The organism is Streptomyces sp. NPDC023838, assembly GCF_040639555.1.
Taxonomy (GTDB): domain Bacteria; phylum Actinomycetota; class Actinomycetes; order Streptomycetales; family Streptomycetaceae; genus Streptomyces.
Map to the genome: position 1 here is coordinate 56,034 of NZ_JBFAAD010000033.1, position 16,531 is coordinate 72,564.

Here is a 16,531-nt window from a genome sequence, read left to right on the forward strand (position 1 = left end):
CGGCCCCGGCCCCGGCCCGCCGCCACGACGGCGGCGTCCGGGGCCGGGGCGCGCACGGACGGCTCAGGGCCTGTCTTGGAGCCCCGCCTGCTCTCAGGTGTGACGATGGAGAGGTCCGCCGGCAATTCTCCATCTGCTTCCGGGCCCACCCGGTCGGCGGATCCCTCCGCACGAGCAGCGAATCGAAGGAGGTCCGCTGGGTGAACCCAACGGACCTCGATGACCTGGACATCCACCCGTCCATGAGGCTGCGCATCCGGCACGGCCTGGACGAGTCGCGACGGGAGCCCTACCTCGGCTGAGCGCCGGCCGCAGCAGCGGCCATGCGGCGCTCCACATTCAAGGGCGACTCACTCGGGCGGGCCAACCGCATCGCATGGTCTGCTCGGCGCGTCGGCTTCTTGTCGTCGGCCCAGCCGTCGGGCGCGCCGCATCAGCCCGGCCGCTTCTGCCCGTGCAGCCGCGCCTCCCCTTCCCGCTGCCGCCCGCGCGAGCACCTCGCCGCCCTGCGACGGGCGACGGGCGCGTCACCCCGATCAAGGCCCGACAAGGCCCGATAAGGCCCGATCACGGGCCGGGCCAAGCCGACCCGGTCAAAGGCCTAGCGCGGCGGCACCGGCCGGTCATAGACATGGCCCGGCGTCACGATCTGCGTGATCGCCCGCGCCACCAGCGAAGACGGCTCCTGCCCCTGGTATGTGATGTCCGTGTTCAGCATCACCACCAGCGTCGCCTTCCGCGACGGCAGGTAGACCGTCACGCTCTCGTAGCCGGGGATGGAGCCGTTGTGGCCGATCCAGCCGCCGCTCTTGAAGATGCCGAGGCCGTAGCTCGTCCCGGGGTAGCCCGTCGGGAGCGTCTTGAGGCGCTGGCGCTGGGTTTCGGGGGTGAGCAGGGTGCCCGTGGCGACGACCTTGGCCCAGCGGCGCAGGTCCTGGAGGTTCGAGATCATCGCCCCGGCCGACCAGGCCCAGCTGGGGTTCCAGCGGGTGGAGTCCTCGACGGCGCCGCTCAGGGTCTGGTTGGTGTAGCCGTGCGCGTGTGGCCTGGGGAACTCCAGGCCCCTGGGGAACAGCGTGTGGTCGAGGTGGGCCGGGCGCAGTACCCGCTCACGGATGAAGTCCTCGACGCGCCGGCCGCTGACCTTCTCGATCACCAGCCCCAGCAGGACCAGGTTGCTGTTGGAGTACTGGAACTGCGCGCCCGGCGCGAACGTGTTCCGGTGCTTGAAGCCGTACGCGAGCACCTGGTGCGGGGTGAACCTGCGGTACGGGTCGCTCAGCAGGTCGTGCTGGAAGCCCGCGTCATCGGTGTACGAGAACAAGCCGCTGCGCATCTCGGCCAGGTGGCGCAGCGTGATCCGGCGGCCGTTCGGTACGCCGTGGATGTACGCCGAGATCGGGTCGTCCAGCCGGATCCGGTGGTCGTCGACCAGCTTGAGCAGCGCGGTGACCGTGAAGGTCTTCGTCTCGCTGCCGATCCGGGTGAAGAAGCGGGTGCTCATCGGCTGGTGCGTCGCGGTGTTGGCGACCCCGGTCGCGCGGACGTACTTTCCCTTGCCCGGCATCCACAGCCCTACGACCACGCCGGGGATGCCCTCCTGCTTGCGGAGGCTCTCGATGGCCTTGTCCAGCCGGGCCGTCAGCTCGCGGCCCAGGCCGCCGCCCGGCGGGTATGCGTCCTGGTGCTGCCGGCCGACACCCACCCCGTGGTCGGCGACGGCCGCCGTCGCTGCCGTCGGGGCCAGTACGGACGCCACCAGCAGCGCGGCGGCGAACAGACGTCGGGCGGGGGTTCGTCGCATGGCGTGGGCGCCTCTTCCGGATCGGGACTGGGGCTGAGGAGGCAACGCCACCATCCGGATCCGGGAGGAAGGCTCCCGTGCGGTCCGCGTCCCTGCGAGTCCACTCGTTCGGACCCATCCACCGGAGCCTGCCATTGCGGCCCAGGAGGCGGCCGTCCGCGCCGTAGAGCGCGGCTCCGATCGGGATGCCCCCCTCGGTCAGCCCTGCTCGCGCCTCCCGGACCGCTACGGGCAGCAGGGCACGTGCTGCCGCCAGTTCCATGACCTCATGGTCGCCTTGTCCCGACCCGGATCACGTGTTCGGCCGCTTCCCGTGGTTCGCGCTCTTCTTCTTCCGCGCGCGTCGCTTGTTGCCTCGCTTGGACATGGACCGCATCTCCCTTATCCGCACCAACAGGGACATAGTGCCGCCGTCAGTCTATGAGCGGCCCGGGCCCCGCGCATCGCGGGGAGCGAGCCGCTCACTTCCCCACCAGCCCCTTCAGCGCGATGTTCAGCTTCAGGACGTTCACGCGCGGCTCGCCCATGAAGCCGAGGATCCGGCCCGTCGTGTGGTCCGCGACCAGCTTCTCCACCTCCGCCACCGGCAGGCCGTTCACCCGCGCCACCCGGTGGACCTGGAGCTTCGCGTACGCCGGGGAGATGTCCGGGTCCAGGCCCGAGCCCGAGGACGTGACCGCCTCGGCGGGGACGGCCGACGGGTTCACCTGGTACGTCGGCGTCGAGTTGTCCCGTACCACCGCCGCCTTGGCGTCCTTGATCTGCTGGATCAGCTGGTCGTTGTCGCCGGAGAGGTTGGTGGCGCCGGAGACCGTCAACCGGTAGCGCGTGTTGAGGGTGTTGGGGGTCAGACCGTTCGACGGGCGCGGCTGGAACCAGTGGAGGTCCGGGCGGGCCGCCTCCTCGGGGTCGGAGGGGTTCCTCTTCGGGAGGTCGTAGCGCTGGCCGATCAGCTCCGAACCGACCACCCTTCCGCCGGACTCGACCTCCGATCCGTTGGCCTTGTCGCCGAACGCCGCCTGCGCGACGCCGGTGACCGCCAGGGGGTAGACGACGCCGCAGATCACCGTGAGGACCAGCAGGGCGCGCAGGCCCGCGCCGATCAACCTGGCTGTGTTCTTCAGGGAGTTGTTCATGACGGATCAGCCGATTCCGGGGATGAGGGAGATGATCAGGTCGATGAGCTTGATGCCGACGAAGGGCGCGATCAGGCCGCCCAGGCCGTAGATCCCGAGGTTGCGGCGGAGCATCTTGTCGGCGCTGGTCGGCTTGTACTGGACGCCCTTCAGGGCCAGCGGTACGAGCGCGACGATGATCAGGGCGTTGAAGATGACGGCGGACAGGATCGCGGACTGGGGGCTGTGCAGGCTCATGATGTTGAGCTTGTCGAGGCCCGGGTAGACCACCGCGAACATCGCCGGGATGATCGCGAAGTACTTCGCCACGTCGTTGGCGATCGAGAAGGTCGTCAGCGCGCCCCGGGTGATCAGCAACTGCTTGCCGATCTCCACGATCTCGATCAGCTTGGTCGGGTCGGAGTCGAGGTCGACCATGTTGCCGGCCTCCTTGGCGGCCGACGTGCCGGTGTTCATGGCCACGCCCACGTCCGCCTGCGCAAGCGCGGGGGCGTCGTTGGTGCCGTCGCCCGTCATCGCGACCAGCTTGCCGCCGGCCTGCTCGCGCTTGATCAGGGCCATCTTGTCCTCGGGGGTGGCCTCGGCGAGGAAGTCGTCCACGCCCGCCTCCTCCGCGATGGCCCTGGCGGTCAGCGGGTTGTCGCCCGTGATCATGACCGTCTTGATGCCCATGCGGCGCAGTTCGTCGAACCGCTCCCGCATGCCGTCCTTGACCACGTCCTTGAGGTGGATCACCCCGAGGACGCGGGCGCCCTCAGCGTCTTCCAGCGCCACCAGCAGCGGCGTGCCACCAGCCTGGGCAATCCGGTCGGTGAGCTCCTGGGCGTCCTCGGGGACACTGCCGCCGCGCTCCTTCACCCACGCGACCACCGAACCGGTGGCACCCTTGCGCACCTTGCGCCCGTGCACGTCCACGCCCGACATACGCGTCTGGGCGGTGAACGCGATCCACTCGGCCTCCGTCAGCTCGCCCTGGTGGCGCTCGCGCAGCCCGTACTCCTCCTTCGCCAGGACGACGATCGAACGGCCCTCGGGGGTCTCGTCGGCCAGCGAGGAGAGCTGCGCCGCGTCCGCGACTTCGGCCTCCGTCGTTCCTCGTACGGGTACGAACTCCGAGGCCTGGCGGTTGCCCAGGGTGATCGTGCCCGTCTTGTCCAGGAGCAGCGTCGAGACGTCGCCCGCCGCCTCGACCGCGCGTCCCGACATCGCCAGGACGTTGCGCTGCACCAGGCGGTCCATGCCCGCGATGCCGATCGCGGAGAGCAGCGCGCCGATCGTCGTCGGGATCAGGCACACCAGCAGGGCCGCCAGCACGATCATCGACTGCTCGGCGCCCGCGTACTTCGCGAACGGCTGGAGGGTGACCACCGCCAGCAGGAACACGATCGTCAGCGAGGCGAGCAGGATGTTGAGGGCGACCTCGTTCGGCGTCTTCTGGCGGGCCGCGCCCTCGACCAGGTGGATCATCCGGTCGATGAAGGTCTCGCCCGGCTTCGTCGTGATCTTGATGACCACGCGGTCCGAGAGGACCTTCGTTCCGCCCGTCACCGCGCTGCGGTCGCCGCCCGACTCGCGGATCACCGGCGCGGACTCGCCCGTGATCGCGGACTCGTCGACGGACGCGACGCCCTCGACGACGTCACCGTCGCCGGGGATGACGTCGCCCGCCTCGCAGACCACCAGGTCCCCGATCCGCAGCTCGGTGCCGGGCACCCGCTCCTCGTCACGGCCGTCCGGGGAGAGCCGGCGGGCGACCGTGTCCGTCTTGGCCTTGCGCAGGGTGTCGGCCTGCGCCTTGCCCCGGCCCTCCGCGACCGCCTCCGCCAGGTTGGCGAAGACCGTGGTCAGCCAGAGCCAGCCCGCGATCGCCCAGCCGAACCAGTCCCCCGGGTCCTTGACCGCCAGGATCGTGGTCAGTGCGGAGCCGATCTCGACCACGAACATCACGGGAGACTTGACCATCACCCGGGGATCGAGCTTCCTGACCGCTTCCGGGAAGGACTTCAGGAGCTGCTTGGGGTCGAACAGGCCGCCGCCGACCTTCCCCTGGTGCTGGTGGTCCTGGTGACCGGTCGGGACGTCGCTGTGCGGGGCGCGGGTGGGGGTGGCGGTCGACATGGAGCCGGGCTCCTCAGACTTCAGGTTCGTGGTCATGACGCCAGCCCCTCGGCCAGCGGCCCCAGCGCAAGCGCCGGGAAGTAGGTCAGACCGGTGACGATCAGGAGCGTGCCCACCAACAGGCCCGTGAACAGCGGTTTGTCGGTGCGCAGGGTGCCCGCCGTCTCGGGGATCGGCTGCTGCTCGGCGAGCGAGCCCGCCAGGGCCAGGACGAACACCATCGGCAGGAACCGGCCCAGGAGCATGGCGAGGCCGATGCTCGTGTTGAACCACTCCGTGTTCGCGTTCAGGCCGGCGAAGGCCGAGCCGTTGTTGTTGGCACCCGAGGTGTACGCGTAGAGCACCTCGGAGAAGCCGTGCGCGCCCGAGTTGGTCATCGCGTCGCGCGTCGAGGGCATCGCCATCGCGATCGCCGTGAACCCCAGGACGAGGGCCGGGGTGATGAGGATGTAGCAGGCCGCGAACTTGATCTCGCGGGTGCCGATCTTCTTGCCCAGGTACTCCGGGGTGCGCCCCACCATCAGGCCCGCCAGGAACACCGCGATGATCGCCATGATCAGCATGCCGTAGAGGCCGGAGCCGGTGCCGCCCGGCGCGATCTCGCCGAGCTGCATGCCCAGCATGGTGATGCCGCCGCCGAAACCGGTGAGCGAGGAGTGGAAGCCGTCCACGGCGCCGGTGGAGGTGAGCGTGGTGGCGACCGCGAAGATCGAGGTGCCGCCGATGCCGAAGCGGGTCTCCTTGCCCTCCATCGCACCGCCGGAGATGTCGAACGCCGGTCCGTGGTGGGCGAATTCGGTCCACATCATCAGCGCGGTGAACCCGGCCCAGATGGTGACCATCACGGCCAGGATCGCGTATCCCTGCTTGACGCTTCCGACCATCCTGCCGAAGGTGCGGGTGAGCGCGAACGGAATCACCAGAATCAGGAAGATCTCGAAGAGGTTCGAGAATCCGTTGGGATTCTCGAAGGGGTGGGCCGAGTTGGCGTTGAAGTAACCACCGCCATTCGTGCCCAGCTCCTTGATCGCCTCCTGTGAGGCGACCGCGCCGCCGTTCCACTGCTGTGAGCCGCCCATGAACTGGCCCACCGAATGAATACCGGCGAAGTTCTGGATGGCGCCGCAGGCGACGAGCACCAGCGCGCCGATCACCGAGATCGGCAGCAGGATCCGGACGGTGCCGCGCACCAGGTCGGACCAGAAGTTGCCGAGTTCACCGGTACGGGAGCGGGCGAAGCCGCGTACGAGGGCGACCGCGACCGCGATGCCCACCGAGGCCGAGACGAAGTTCTGCACCGCCAGGCCGCCGGTCTGCACCACGTGGCCCATGGCCTGCTCGCCCGCGTACGACTGCCAGTTGGTGTTCGACACGAACGAGGTCGCCGTGTTGAACGCCTGGTCCGCGGGGATCGACACGAAGCCGAGCGAGCCCGGCAGGTGCCCCTGGAGGCGCTGGAGCAGATAGAGGAAGAGGACGCTCACGGCGGAGAACGCCAGGACGCCCCTGAGATACGCGGGCCAGCGCATCTGGGTGGACGGATCGGCGCCGACGGCCTTGTAGATCCACTTCTCGACGCGCAGATGCTTGTCGGAGGAGTAGACGCGGGCCATGTAGTCGCCCAGCGGCCGGTGGGAAAGGCCCAGTGCCACCGCGAGCGCGGCGAACTGGAGCACACCGGAAAGAACAGAGGACATGGCGGTGCTCAGAACCTCTCCGGGTACACAAGGGCGAGGACGAGATATCCCAGCAGGGCGACGGCCACGATCAGACCGACGATGTTCTCGGCAGTCACAGCTTCGCCACCCCCTTGGCTATGAGCGCCACCGACGCGAATACCGCGATCGTGGTGACGACGAAGGCCAGATCGGCCATCGTGAACTCCAGAACGGGAAGAGGCTCGTAAATGAGCGGGAATTGGGCGGACCCCTAGAGCAAACCCCCCGCCCCGCCCTCCACCCGTTTCGTTGACGGGCCCCTTACGGCCACTGGCGCGTCCTTGACGCCTTCCATACGCGTCATACGGTCATACGCGTCATACGGTCATGCGCGTCATGCGCGTCATGCGCGTCATGCGCGGCGGCGCGGGGTGTTCAGGGGTCGGGGCTGGATCGAGAGCCACCGCGGCCCCGACGCCCCCCACGGACGCGGCGACCGGCCACCACCGCTCCGCAGCCGGGCGACCGCACCGTCGGCGAGGCGCCCCGTCACACTTCTCTGTCCGACTTCGTCAATTCCATGACAGTCGAAGCCCAGGCCACGCAGCGAGTGGCAGCCAGGAGAAGAGTCATGGAAGCACGGATGCCGAGCCCGGCGACGCTCGTCCCGGGGGCGATGGAGGCCATTCGAGGACTGCAGAAGGCGACCCACAGCGCCGGAGTGCCCGCCACCACGATGCACCTCGTCCATCTGCGCGCCAGCCAGATCAACGGATGCAGCGCCTGCGTCGACTCGGGCACCCGGTACGCGATGAAGGGCGGCGAGAGCGCGGAGCGCCTGTTCGCGGTGGCCGCCTGGCGCGAGACGCCGTACTTCACGGACGCCGAGCGGGCCGCGCTGGCCCTCACCGAGTCCGTCACCCGGCTCAACGACCGCGCCGAGCCGGTCCCCGACGCGATCTGGGACGAGGCCACCCGGCACTACGAGGAGAAGCCGCTCGCCGCCCTGGTGCTGTGGATAGGCGTCAGCAACTTCTACAACCGCCTCAACGCGGCCACCCACCAGCAGGGCGGCCAGACCTGGTGATCGTCAACTCACCCGGCCCCTACGGGTTCTGACACACCATTCGATGATCTGTGTTCGACCTTGGCACCCGCGACAGCGGTGGGGCATGCTCGCCGAGATCGACTCCGTACGACATCCATGCACGACGCCGAGGTGGCACGAATGGGAACCGAGACAACCACCTGCTGCATAGTCGGGGGCGGGCCGGCCGGCGCGATGCTGGGTCTGCTGCTCGCCCGGGCCGGCATCGAAGTCACCGTCCTGGAGAAGCACCGGGACTTCCTGCGCGACTTCCGCGGCGACACGATCCACCCCTCCACCCTGGACGTCCTCGCCGAGCTGGGCCTCGCCGAGCGCTTCCTGGAGCTGCCGCACCGCACCACACCGGGGATCAACATGGTCACCGACACCCGCGATGTGCTCGTCGCCGACCAGCGGCTGCTGTCCGGCGCGTACCCGTACATCGCGTTCGTCCCCCAGTGGGACTTCCTCAACCTGCTCGCGGCCGAGGCCGCCAAGTACCCCAACTTCCATCTGCGGATGGGCGCGGAGGTGCACGGTCTGATCCGCGAGGGCGACCGGGCCCGGGGCGTGCGCTACCGGGACGCCGAGGGCGAGCACGAACTGCGCGCGGAACTCACCGTGGCCGCCGACGGCCGCGACTCGGTGCTGCGCCGCCCCGCCGGGCTCGTGCCGCAGGGGTTCGGGGCGCCGATGGACGACCTCTGGTTCCGGATCCCGCGCGAGGAGGGCGACCCGCCGGACACCTTCATCCGCATGGGGCAGCAGGGCCTGCTCATCGGCATCTGCCGGGACACGTACTGGCAGTTCGCGTACGTCATCCCCAAGGGCCGGTACGCGGAGCTCCAGGCCGAGGGCATCGAGTCGCTGCGGGCGAGCGTGCGCGCGCTGCTGCCGTGGATGGGCGAACGCCCGGACAAGATCGAGTTCTCGGACGCCCGGATGCTGGAGGTCCGGGTCGAGCGGCTCAAGCGGTGGTACCGGCCGGGGCTGCTGTTCATCGGGGACGCCGCGCACGCGATGTCGCCGGTCGGCGGGTTCGGGATCAACGTCGCCGTGCAGGACGCGGTGGCCACCGCCAACCTGCTGGCCGAGCCGCTGCGGCGGGGCGCGGTGAGCACCGAGCACCTGGCGGCGGTGCAGCGGCGGCGGCTGCCCCCGGTGGTCGCCATCCAGCGCATGCAGATCCTGCTCCAGAACCAGCTGATCGCGCCGACGCTGCACGGCACGCGCGCGTCCGAGCCGCCGAGGTTCCTGGCGGTCGCGGAGCATGTGCGGCCGATGCGGAAGCTGATCGCGCGGATGATCGGCTACGGGCCGCGGCCCGAGCACGTACGGACCCCCGAGCGGGTCTGAGACGGCGGCCGCCGCACGGGCGGGTACGGGTGCTCACGGCGCCCGTGCCCGCCCGTCGGCGTATCGGGAAATTCCGCGACAGCGACAGCGACACGTGGAAAACCGGACAGATGTCGGACAGCTGCCGGACGCGCACGGGGAACGGATACCGGACGGATACCCGATGGATTCCGGGCAGATACGGAACGGATTCCGGACGGGCAAATGGCGGGTCCGCGTCCTTTTCACCACCCGTACCTGAACTCCCGCCCATTTCATTGAAGGGGCAACCAGCCGCCTTCACCCCCGTTCAACTGCGGAAACACCGCGGTCGCACACAGGCGTACCAGAGCTGTTCATGAGGAGCCCGAGTACCACTGGAGCCGTGCCCGGCGGGCAAGTTGAGCGCTGCTTGACCCGCACCCGCCGCCCCGTGCTAAACCCGTAACCACTTGAGGTAAATCAAGCCAGAGAGGGATTCATGACGACCATCATCCACCCCGAGGACCGTCCTGCCGGCCGCCGCGGGTTTGAAATCGTCCTGCCGAGCGGTGCCACGGATGGCGCCGCCGCCCTCGTGGAAGGCGAGATAGCAGCCGCCACCCCCGGACCGCCGCTCCACACGCATGCCGAGTCCGACGAGACGTATTTCGTCCTGGAGGGCTCCCTGGTCATGTACATCGACGGCGAGGTGACCACGCTCGGCCCCGGCGGGATGGCGCACATCTCCAAGGGCACCGAGCACACCTGGTCCACCACGGTCGAGGGCGGCTGCCACTTCCTGACGCTGCACCTGCCGGGCGGGTACGAGCTGTACCACCCGACCGCGCTCGCCGCCGAGCACGAGAAGGGCGGCCCGCTGATCCAGTCCGACCTCTTCGAGCTGGCGGCCAAGTTCGACTGGCGGATGGCGGGCACCGAGCCGATGCGCCTCACCCCCGAGGGCGTCCTCGTCCCGGCGGGCCAGGCCGACGCGGAGGCCCAGCGCCTGCTGGCCACGTTCACCAAGCAGCCGGTCGCCAAGCAGCCGGTCGCCTGAGCGGCTCGGGCGCGTCAGGAAGCCGCCCGGACAGTCCCTCGGGCCACCGGAGCAGGTGACCGCCTTCTTTGCCCCCGCCCCGCCCGATCGCCCGAGCGATCCGCGGGGCGGCCGTCTGTCCGGGCCCGGAAATGGGGTGTGACCTGCGAAAAGTCACACGCCCGGACCCTGTGTCGTCATCTCGGTGACGCACCTTTTCCTGCCGCTGCGGCAAGGAGATAAGCAAATGGCACTCGTTTCATCACGCTTCATCCGTCACGACCGGGCTCGGACGGCCCCGGTCACCACGATCGGCCAGAGGTAGAGACGCCATGACTCACGACACGCACGCCGGAGCCGACCTGCCCGGCGGAAGCCAAGCGGGGGCCGCGTCCGGCGACGCGCCGACGCTCGACCCGCGCCGCTGGCTCGCCCTGATCATCGTTCTGGTGGCCGGGTTCATGGACATGCTCGACGTGACGATCGTCAACGTCGTCATCCCGAGCATCCAGAAGGACCTGCACGCCGACTACACCCAGATCGAGTGGGTCGTGGCCGGTTACGTCCTGGGCTTCGCGGCCCTGCTGATCACCGGCGGGCGGCTCGGCGACATCTATGGCCGGAAGAAGATGTTCCTGATCGGCGTGGCGGGCTTCACGATCGCCTCGACGCTCTGCGGTGTGGCCAGTGGCCCCGGGATGCTCATCGGCGCGCGCTTCTTCCAGGGCGCGATGGCGGGCCTGATGGTCCCGCAGATCCTGGCGATCATCCACGTCACGTTCCCGTCCGAGGAGCGCGGCAAGGTGCTCGGCATCTGGGGCGGTGTGCTCGGCTCCGCGTCGGTCGCCGGTCTGATCGTCGGCGGTGTGCTGGTCGACGCGAACATCGCCGACCTGGAGTGGCGCCCGATCTTCCTGGTCAACATCCCGGTCGGCGTCGGCGCCCTGATCGCCGCCTGGTTCTTCGTACGCGAGTCCAAGTCGCCCGCCGCACCCAAGCTGGACCCGATCGGCGTGGTGATCGCCGTGACCGGCATCCTGATGCTGGTCTATCCGCTCGCCGAGGGCCGTACGCTCGGCTGGCCGGCCTGGACGTACGTCCTGATGGGCGGCTCGATCGTGGTGTTCGGCATCCTGGTCGCCTTCGAGCGGTACCGCACCCGGACCGTCGGCTCGCCGCTGGTGGTGCTCAGCCTGTTCAAGGAGCGGGCGTTCACCGCGGGCATGCTGGTGTGGACGCTGTTCTGGATCGCGCTGGGCGGCTTCTTCCTGGTGTGGACGCTGTACATGCAGCTGGGTCTGGGCTGGTCGCCGATGCGCGCCGGTCTGACCGGCGCGGCCTTCGCGGTCGGCGCGGCCGCGGGCTCCGGCCTCGCGGTCGAGGTGTTCACCCCGCGCATCGGCCGTATGACACTGATCGGCGGGGCGCTGCTGAACGCGGCCGGCTTCGCCGCGTACATCTTCGTCGCCCACCACTACGGCCCGGGGATCCCGTCCTGGCAGATGATCGCGCCGCTGGTCGTGACCGGCTTCGGCTTCGGTCTGGTGGTCGCCCCGATGATCGACGCGATCCTCACCAAGGTGCCCGTCAAGGACGCGGGCTCCGCCTCCGGGCTGCTCGGCACCACCCAGCAGGTCGGCATGGCGCTCGGGGTCGCCCTGGTCGGCGTGCTCTTCTTCGGCCACCTGGCGGACGACTCCGACCACGGCGTCGACAAGGTCACCCCGGCCCTGCGCCAGGAGCTGGTGACCGCCGGGGTCCCGGCGGGCGGCGTCGACGACATCGTCAAGGGCTTCCGGGCGTGTGTGCACGACCGGTCGGCCGAGTCGGACCCGACCAAGGTCCCGGCCAGCTGTCAGCCGTCCTCGGTGCCGGGCGCCGACAAGGTCCAGCCGATCCTGACCGAGCAGGGCCAGAAGGCCGTCAGCCACAACTTCGTCAAGAGCTTCGACCTGAGTCTCTGGTACGGGATCGGCATCCTGCTGCTCGTGGCGCTCGGCATGTTCGCGCTGCCCCGCGAGGTGCAGGCGCGCGACCTGGACGCGGAGCTGGAGGCGCTGGGCGAGCCGGTGGGCAGGAGCGTGTGACGCGGGATCCACGGCCGTAGGGACCCTCCGACCCGGCTCCCCGTGGGCGTACGAAGGCCGTCAGGCCGACGCGCGCTTGCGGGGAGCCGTCTTCTTCGCCGCCGTCTTCTTGGCCGTGGTGGCGGTGGACTTCTTGGCCCCGGCGGCGGAGGCCTTGGGGGATGCCGCCGACTTCTTGGCGGCGGTCTTCGAGGTCGACTTGGTGGCGGTCTTGGCGGCGGACTTGCTCGCGGCCTTCGAGGTGGTCTTGGTCGCGGTCTTCGTGGAGGCCTTCGAGGTGGTCCTGGTGGCCGCCTTCGCGCTCTTCTTCGCCGGGGCCTCCTTGCGGGCGGCCGTCTTGCGCGATTTCAGCTCGGTGACCTCGGCGGACTCGGCCGGCTCCGCCTCCTGAGCGGGCTCCGCCGCCTCCTCGCCGCGCGCCTGTCTCGCCGCGCGCACGCTCTTCTCCAGCGCGGCCATCAGGTCGATGACCTTGCCGCCACGGTGGGACTCCGGCGCCTCGACCGGGGGCAGCGCGCCACCCGCCTTGGAGGCGATGAGGGTCTCCACGGCCTCCCGGTAGTCGTCGTGCAGCGTGGCCACGTCGACCTCCCCGAGGGTGTCCATCAGGGCGTCGGCCAGATCGAGTTCGGCGTCCCGGATCTTCACGTCGGTCTCCGGGGCGACGCCCTCGGGGGCGCGGATCTCGTCCGGCCACAGCAGCCCGTGCATGGCGATGACGTCGTCCATGACCCGCAGCATCCCGAGCCGCTCGCGCCCGCGCAGCGCGTACTTGGCGATGGCCACCTTCCGGCTCCGCTTGAGCGCCTCTCTGAGCAGGGTGTACGGCTTGGCCGCCGCGGCACCGCCGGCGCTCAGGTAGTACGCCGCGTCGATCTGGAGCGGGTCGATGGAGTCGGCCGGCACGAAGGTGACGATCTCGATGGTCTTGGCGGTGGGCAGCGGCAGCGCGGCCAGGTCGTCGTCGCTGATCGGGACCAGCGAGCCGTCCGCGTCCTCGTACGCCTTGCCGATCTCGGAGGCGTCCAGCTCCTCGCCGTCCAGCTCGCACACCTTGCGGTAGCGGACCCGTCCGCCGTCCTCCGTGTGGATCTGCCGGAACGAGATCGAGTGGCTCTCGGTGGCGTTGAAGAGCTTGATCGGAATACTGACCAGCCCGAATGAGATCGCACCGTTCCATATGGATCGCACTCTTAGTCCCCTTCGCCGGGATTAGTGGGATTCTCATCGTATGACGCCGATCACATGGGTGGAGGGGCGGAGGATCGCGCTCTCCCGGCTGGAGAAGGTGCTGTATCCGGCGACCGGCACCACCAAGGGCGAGGTGCTGCACTACTACGCGTCCGTGGCGGGCGCGCTCCTCGCCCATCTGCACAACCGGCCGGTGTCGTTCCTGCGCTACCCCGACGGCCCCGAGGGCCAGCTCTTCTTCACCAAGAATCCCCCGCCCGGCACACCCTCCTGGGTGAAGACGGCCGCGGTCCCGCGCTCCGAGGACAGCGAGGCGCGCCAGGTGACGGTCCCGGACCTGTCGACCCTGATGTGGGCGGCCAACCTGGTGGTGGAGTTCCACACCCCGCAGTGGCAGGCGGACGCGCCCGCGCGGGCCGACCGCATGGTCTTCGACCTGGACCCCGGGGCGCCGGCGACGGTGGTGGAGTGCTGCGCGGTGGCGGTGTGGCTGCGCGAGCGGCTGACGGCGGACGGCCTGCACGCGTACGCGAAGACCTCCGGCTCCAAGGGCCTGCACCTGCTCGTCCCGCTCGAACCGACCGCCTCCGAGCACGTCTCCCAGTACGCGAAGGGCCTGGCGAAGGAGGCGGAGGCGGCGCTCGGGGACCTGGTGACGCACCGCATGGCGAAGACCCTCCGCCCCGGCAAGGTGTTCGTCGACCACAGCCAGAACGCGGCGGCGAAGACGACGGCGGCGCCGTACACGCTCCGGGCCAGGGAGCGGCCTACGGTGTCGGCGCCGGTGTCGTGGGAGGAGGTCGAGTCCTGCCGGGCCCCGGAGGACCTGGTCTTCCTGCTCGGGGACATCGAGCCGCGGCTGGCCGCGGACGGGGACCTGCTGGGCCCCCTGATCAACCTCAACCGGGCGGGGCGGCTGCCGTGAGCGTGCGGCCGCCGGTACGGGTGGCGCTGGCGCGGTCGGTACGGGAGCTGCCGCGCGGGCCGGGCTGGTGGTACGAGCCGAAGTTCGACGGCCACCGGATGGTGGTGTTCCGGGAGGCGGACGGGGTGGTGCTCCAGGCCCGGTCGGGGCGGATCGTGACGGCCGCGTTCCCGGACCTGGTGGCGGCGGCGCTGGCGGTGCCGGCGGGGTGCGTCTTCGACGGGGAGGTGGTGGTGTGGACGGGCGGCCGCACGGACTTCGCGGCGGTGCAGCGCCGGGCGGCGGCGACGCCGGGCCGGGCCGGGCCGCTCGCGGCGCGGCTGCCGGCGTCGTACGCGGCCTTCGACGTCCTGGCGGATCAGGGGGAGGACGTGCGGCGGCTGCCGTACGGGGAGCGCCGCGCCCGACTGGTGTCCCTGCTGTCCCCCTTGGGCCCCCCGCTCCAGCCGGTCCCGGCGACGCGGGACTTCGTGACGGCCCTGACCTGGTACGAGGCGCTTCCCGCGAGCGGGATCGAGGGCCTGGTGGCCAAGCGGGACGACTCGACGTACCGGGGCGGCACGCGCGCGTGGCGCAAGCTGCGGCACACGGAGACGTGGGAGGGGGTGGTGGTCGGGTACGTGGGCCCGGCCGCGCGACCGCGAGCCCTGGTCCTGATCCTGCCGGGCGACGACGAGGTGACGGTCTCGACGCCGCTGTCGTCGCCGCTGCGGGCGGAGGCGGGGCGGGCGCGGCTGCCACCGTCGGCGCCCACGCGTACGGCGATCGCGCCGGGGTGGGGGGAGGTGGGCTATACGGAGGTGGAGGGGGCGGGGTTGCTGGCGGAGGTGGAACGGGGGTCCGCGCGGTTGGGGGTGACGCGGGTACTGCGCCTGCGGGAGGCACTGCCGGGTTGACCCCCCACCCCGCCCGTTCCCTAAACCCTCCGGGGGTGGTGGGTGGTTGAGCCTCACTTCCCGGGGGCTACGCCCCCAGCCCCCTCGGGGCTTCGCCCCGGCCCCTGTTCGTCCGCGGGTCGCCTGTGGCTGGTCGCGCCCACGCGGCGGAGCCGCACATGTCACAGCCCCGCGCCCCTGGAAGCGCCCCTTCGGGGCGCCCAGGGGGATGCCGCGCAGCGGCATTTAAGGGGCGCGGGGAACTGCGCGACCGGCCCCCACCGGACCCGCAGACGAGCGCGGAGCCAGGGGGCGGGGCCCCCGGAGGGTTCAGGGAAGGGGCGGGGTGGGGGAGCTCACGCTCTCAGCCACGTGCGGCGGTCCCTCGCCGCCCAGTGGAGGGACTCCACGTCCGCCGGCTTGAGGACGCTGCCCAGCCGCGCCAGCCCGGGGAGCTCCGCGTCGCGCAGGACCCGGACGTCCCGGGGCGGGGCGACCAGGTCGAGCCGGGACGGGTCGGACACGACCAGCACCCCCCGTACCCCCGCCGCCAGCGCCAGCGACGCCCGCTCCGCGTCCCGCCGCACCCACCGCAGCACCGGCGCCGGCGCACCCCGCCCGACCCCCACCAGGGGATCGGCGATGCGCACCCGGTGCCGGTGCGCCGCGACCGTACGGAAGGTCATGATCCCGGCCGGGCCGATCACGAGGTGGTCCAGGAGCCCGGCCCCCGGCAGCGGCACCGAGTGCAGCACCCGCCACCCCGCCCCCTCCAGCGCGTCGAGCCCCGCCCCCACCCGCTCCTGCGCCGCGAGCAGCACACGGCGGGGGTCCTCGCGGAAGCGGCGCGCGGAGCCGTGGCGTTCGAGCTCCGCCAGCAGCGCCTCGCCCGGCCGGTTCGGCGCCAGGTCGTCGTCGGGGTGCAGCGAGAGCCGGGCCAGGTCGGCGGAGGTCGGGGCGGGCGGCGGGCCGACCGTGGGCTCGCCCGCCACGAAGGGCGCGAGCGCGGCCAGGACGGCGTCGCGGTACTCCTCCAGGAGCAGGCTGACCCGCCCGCTGTCCCTGTCGTACCAGGCGGCGCTCCTCCCGTCCGGGAGGCTGACGTACAGCCGTGCCCGTCCGTGCCGGTGAACCGGCGTCACCCGCAGTCCCGCTCCCGGCATCCCGCATCACCCCCACGACCATGGGAGCAGCACCGGCCGCACAGGGCAATATCGCGGCTCGTATAGTGCGAGCCTCTACTGCGTGCCGCACGCGCACCGCCTGCCACGCGCGCCGCTTCACCTCGGGAGGGGAA

General features: G+C 70.8%; 13 protein-coding genes and 2 pseudogenes. 7 read left to right on the forward strand and 8 right to left on the reverse strand.

Annotated elements, in window-relative coordinates; translation table 11 throughout:
• Nucleotides 1–101: 101 nt before the first annotated feature.
• Nucleotides 102–302 (forward strand): annotated as a pseudogene (locus tag AB0G17_RS30200) (NUDIX hydrolase); the annotation flags it as partial.
• A gap of 299 nt (nucleotides 303–601) precedes the next feature.
• Here AB0G17_RS30200 and AB0G17_RS30205 read toward each other — a convergent pair.
• The 6 genes and pseudogenes from AB0G17_RS30205 to kdpF form a co-directional block, all read right to left on the reverse strand.
• Nucleotides 602–1,804, reverse strand: coding sequence for a serine hydrolase domain-containing protein (locus AB0G17_RS30205; protein WP_361389625.1), 1,203 nt, complete (start codon nucleotides 1,802–1,804; stop codon nucleotides 602–604).
• Between the two features lie 136 nt (nucleotides 1,805–1,940).
• Nucleotides 1,941–2,066 (reverse strand): annotated as a pseudogene (locus AB0G17_RS30210) (nucleoside deaminase); the annotation flags it as partial.
• A 199-nt stretch (nucleotides 2,067–2,265) separates the two neighbouring features.
• Nucleotides 2,266–2,940 carry a potassium-transporting ATPase subunit C gene (locus AB0G17_RS30215; protein ID WP_361389627.1) on the reverse strand — a complete coding sequence of 225 codons (675 nt, stop codon included), beginning with the start codon at nucleotides 2,938–2,940 and terminating at the stop codon, nucleotides 2,266–2,268.
• 6 nt (nucleotides 2,941–2,946) lie between these two features.
• Nucleotides 2,947–5,094 carry a potassium-transporting ATPase subunit KdpB gene (gene kdpB / locus AB0G17_RS30220; RefSeq protein WP_361389629.1) on the reverse strand — a complete coding sequence of 716 codons (2,148 nt, stop codon included), beginning with the start codon at nucleotides 5,092–5,094 and terminating at the stop codon, nucleotides 2,947–2,949.
• Nucleotides 5,091–6,755, reverse strand: a complete 1,665-nt coding sequence (kdpA, locus tag AB0G17_RS30225; RefSeq protein ID WP_361389631.1) for a potassium-transporting ATPase subunit KdpA — start codon at nucleotides 6,753–6,755, stop codon at nucleotides 5,091–5,093. The genes kdpB and kdpA overlap by 4 nt, the downstream gene beginning before the upstream one ends.
• A gap of 8 nt (nucleotides 6,756–6,763) precedes the next feature.
• Nucleotides 6,764–6,853 carry a K(+)-transporting ATPase subunit F gene (gene kdpF / locus AB0G17_RS30230; RefSeq protein ID WP_063801986.1) on the reverse strand — a complete coding sequence of 30 codons (90 nt, stop codon included), beginning with the start codon at nucleotides 6,851–6,853 and terminating at the stop codon, nucleotides 6,764–6,766.
• A gap of 494 nt (nucleotides 6,854–7,347) precedes the next feature.
• Between kdpF and AB0G17_RS30235 the strand changes: the two genes are divergently transcribed.
• The 4 genes from AB0G17_RS30235 to AB0G17_RS30250 all read left to right on the forward strand — a co-directional run bounded on the left by AB0G17_RS30235 (nucleotide 7,348) and on the right by AB0G17_RS30250 (nucleotide 12,243).
• Nucleotides 7,348–7,803, forward strand: coding sequence for a carboxymuconolactone decarboxylase family protein (locus AB0G17_RS30235; protein WP_361389633.1), 456 nt, complete (start codon nucleotides 7,348–7,350; stop codon nucleotides 7,801–7,803).
• A 141-nt stretch (nucleotides 7,804–7,944) separates the two neighbouring features.
• Entirely contained in the window at nucleotides 7,945–9,159 is a 1,215-nt protein-coding gene (locus AB0G17_RS30240; protein ID WP_361389635.1) for an FAD-dependent oxidoreductase, read from the forward strand.
• A gap of 460 nt (nucleotides 9,160–9,619) precedes the next feature.
• The gene (locus tag AB0G17_RS30245; protein ID WP_361389637.1) at nucleotides 9,620–10,177 is read left to right on the forward strand and encodes a cupin domain-containing protein; all 558 of its coding nucleotides are present in this window, start codon (nucleotides 9,620–9,622) and stop codon (nucleotides 10,175–10,177) included.
• A 311-nt stretch (nucleotides 10,178–10,488) separates the two neighbouring features.
• Nucleotides 10,489–12,243 carry an MFS transporter gene (locus AB0G17_RS30250; protein ID WP_361389639.1) on the forward strand — a complete coding sequence of 585 codons (1,755 nt, stop codon included), beginning with the start codon at nucleotides 10,489–10,491 and terminating at the stop codon, nucleotides 12,241–12,243.
• 60 nt (nucleotides 12,244–12,303) lie between these two features.
• On the opposite strand, the gene AB0G17_RS30255 is transcribed toward AB0G17_RS30250, so the two are convergent.
• Nucleotides 12,304–13,434, reverse strand: coding sequence for a Ku protein (locus AB0G17_RS30255; protein WP_361389641.1), 1,131 nt, complete (start codon nucleotides 13,432–13,434; stop codon nucleotides 12,304–12,306).
• 40 nt (nucleotides 13,435–13,474) lie between these two features.
• On the opposite strand from AB0G17_RS30255, the gene ligD reads away from it, so the two are divergent.
• Together ligD and AB0G17_RS30265 are read left to right on the forward strand one after the other, a co-directional pair.
• On the forward strand, nucleotides 13,475–14,359 hold the full coding sequence (ligD, locus tag AB0G17_RS30260) for a non-homologous end-joining DNA ligase (RefSeq protein ID WP_361389643.1): 885 nt from the start codon (nucleotides 13,475–13,477) through the stop codon (nucleotides 14,357–14,359).
• A complete protein-coding gene (locus tag AB0G17_RS30265; protein ID WP_361389645.1) occupies nucleotides 14,356–15,255 on the forward strand; it encodes an ATP-dependent DNA ligase in 900 nt (299 codons plus the stop codon). The genes ligD and AB0G17_RS30265 overlap by 4 nt, the downstream gene beginning before the upstream one ends.
• Before the next feature lie 335 nt (nucleotides 15,256–15,590).
• Here AB0G17_RS30265 and AB0G17_RS30270 read toward each other — a convergent pair whose 3' ends face one another.
• On the reverse strand, nucleotides 15,591–16,397 hold the full coding sequence (locus tag AB0G17_RS30270) for an NERD domain-containing protein (protein WP_361389647.1): 807 nt from the start codon (nucleotides 16,395–16,397) through the stop codon (nucleotides 15,591–15,593).
• Nucleotides 16,398–16,531: the final 134 nt, after the last annotated feature.

Coding starts and splice junctions, on each gene's coding strand:
- AB0G17_RS30205 (WP_361389625.1), bottom strand. CDS start 1,804: ATGCGACGAACCCCCGCCCGACGTCTGTTCGCCGCCGCGCTGCTGGTG.
- AB0G17_RS30215 (WP_361389627.1), bottom strand. CDS start 2,940: ATGAACAACTCCCTGAAGAACACAGCCAGGTTGATCGGCGCGGGCCTG.
- kdpB (WP_361389629.1), bottom strand. CDS start 5,094: ATGACCACGAACCTGAAGTCTGAGGAGCCCGGCTCCATGTCGACCGCC.
- kdpA (WP_361389631.1), bottom strand. CDS start 6,755: ATGTCCTCTGTTCTTTCCGGTGTGCTCCAGTTCGCCGCGCTCGCGGTG.
- AB0G17_RS30235 (WP_361389633.1), top strand. CDS start 7,348: ATGGAAGCACGGATGCCGAGCCCGGCGACGCTCGTCCCGGGGGCGATG.
- AB0G17_RS30240 (WP_361389635.1), top strand. CDS start 7,945: ATGGGAACCGAGACAACCACCTGCTGCATAGTCGGGGGCGGGCCGGCC.
- AB0G17_RS30245 (WP_361389637.1), top strand. CDS start 9,620: ATGACGACCATCATCCACCCCGAGGACCGTCCTGCCGGCCGCCGCGGG.
- AB0G17_RS30250 (WP_361389639.1), top strand. CDS start 10,489: ATGACTCACGACACGCACGCCGGAGCCGACCTGCCCGGCGGAAGCCAA.
- ligD (WP_361389643.1), top strand. CDS start 13,475: ATGACGCCGATCACATGGGTGGAGGGGCGGAGGATCGCGCTCTCCCGG.
- AB0G17_RS30270 (WP_361389647.1), bottom strand. CDS start 16,397: ATGCCGGGAGCGGGACTGCGGGTGACGCCGGTTCACCGGCACGGACGG.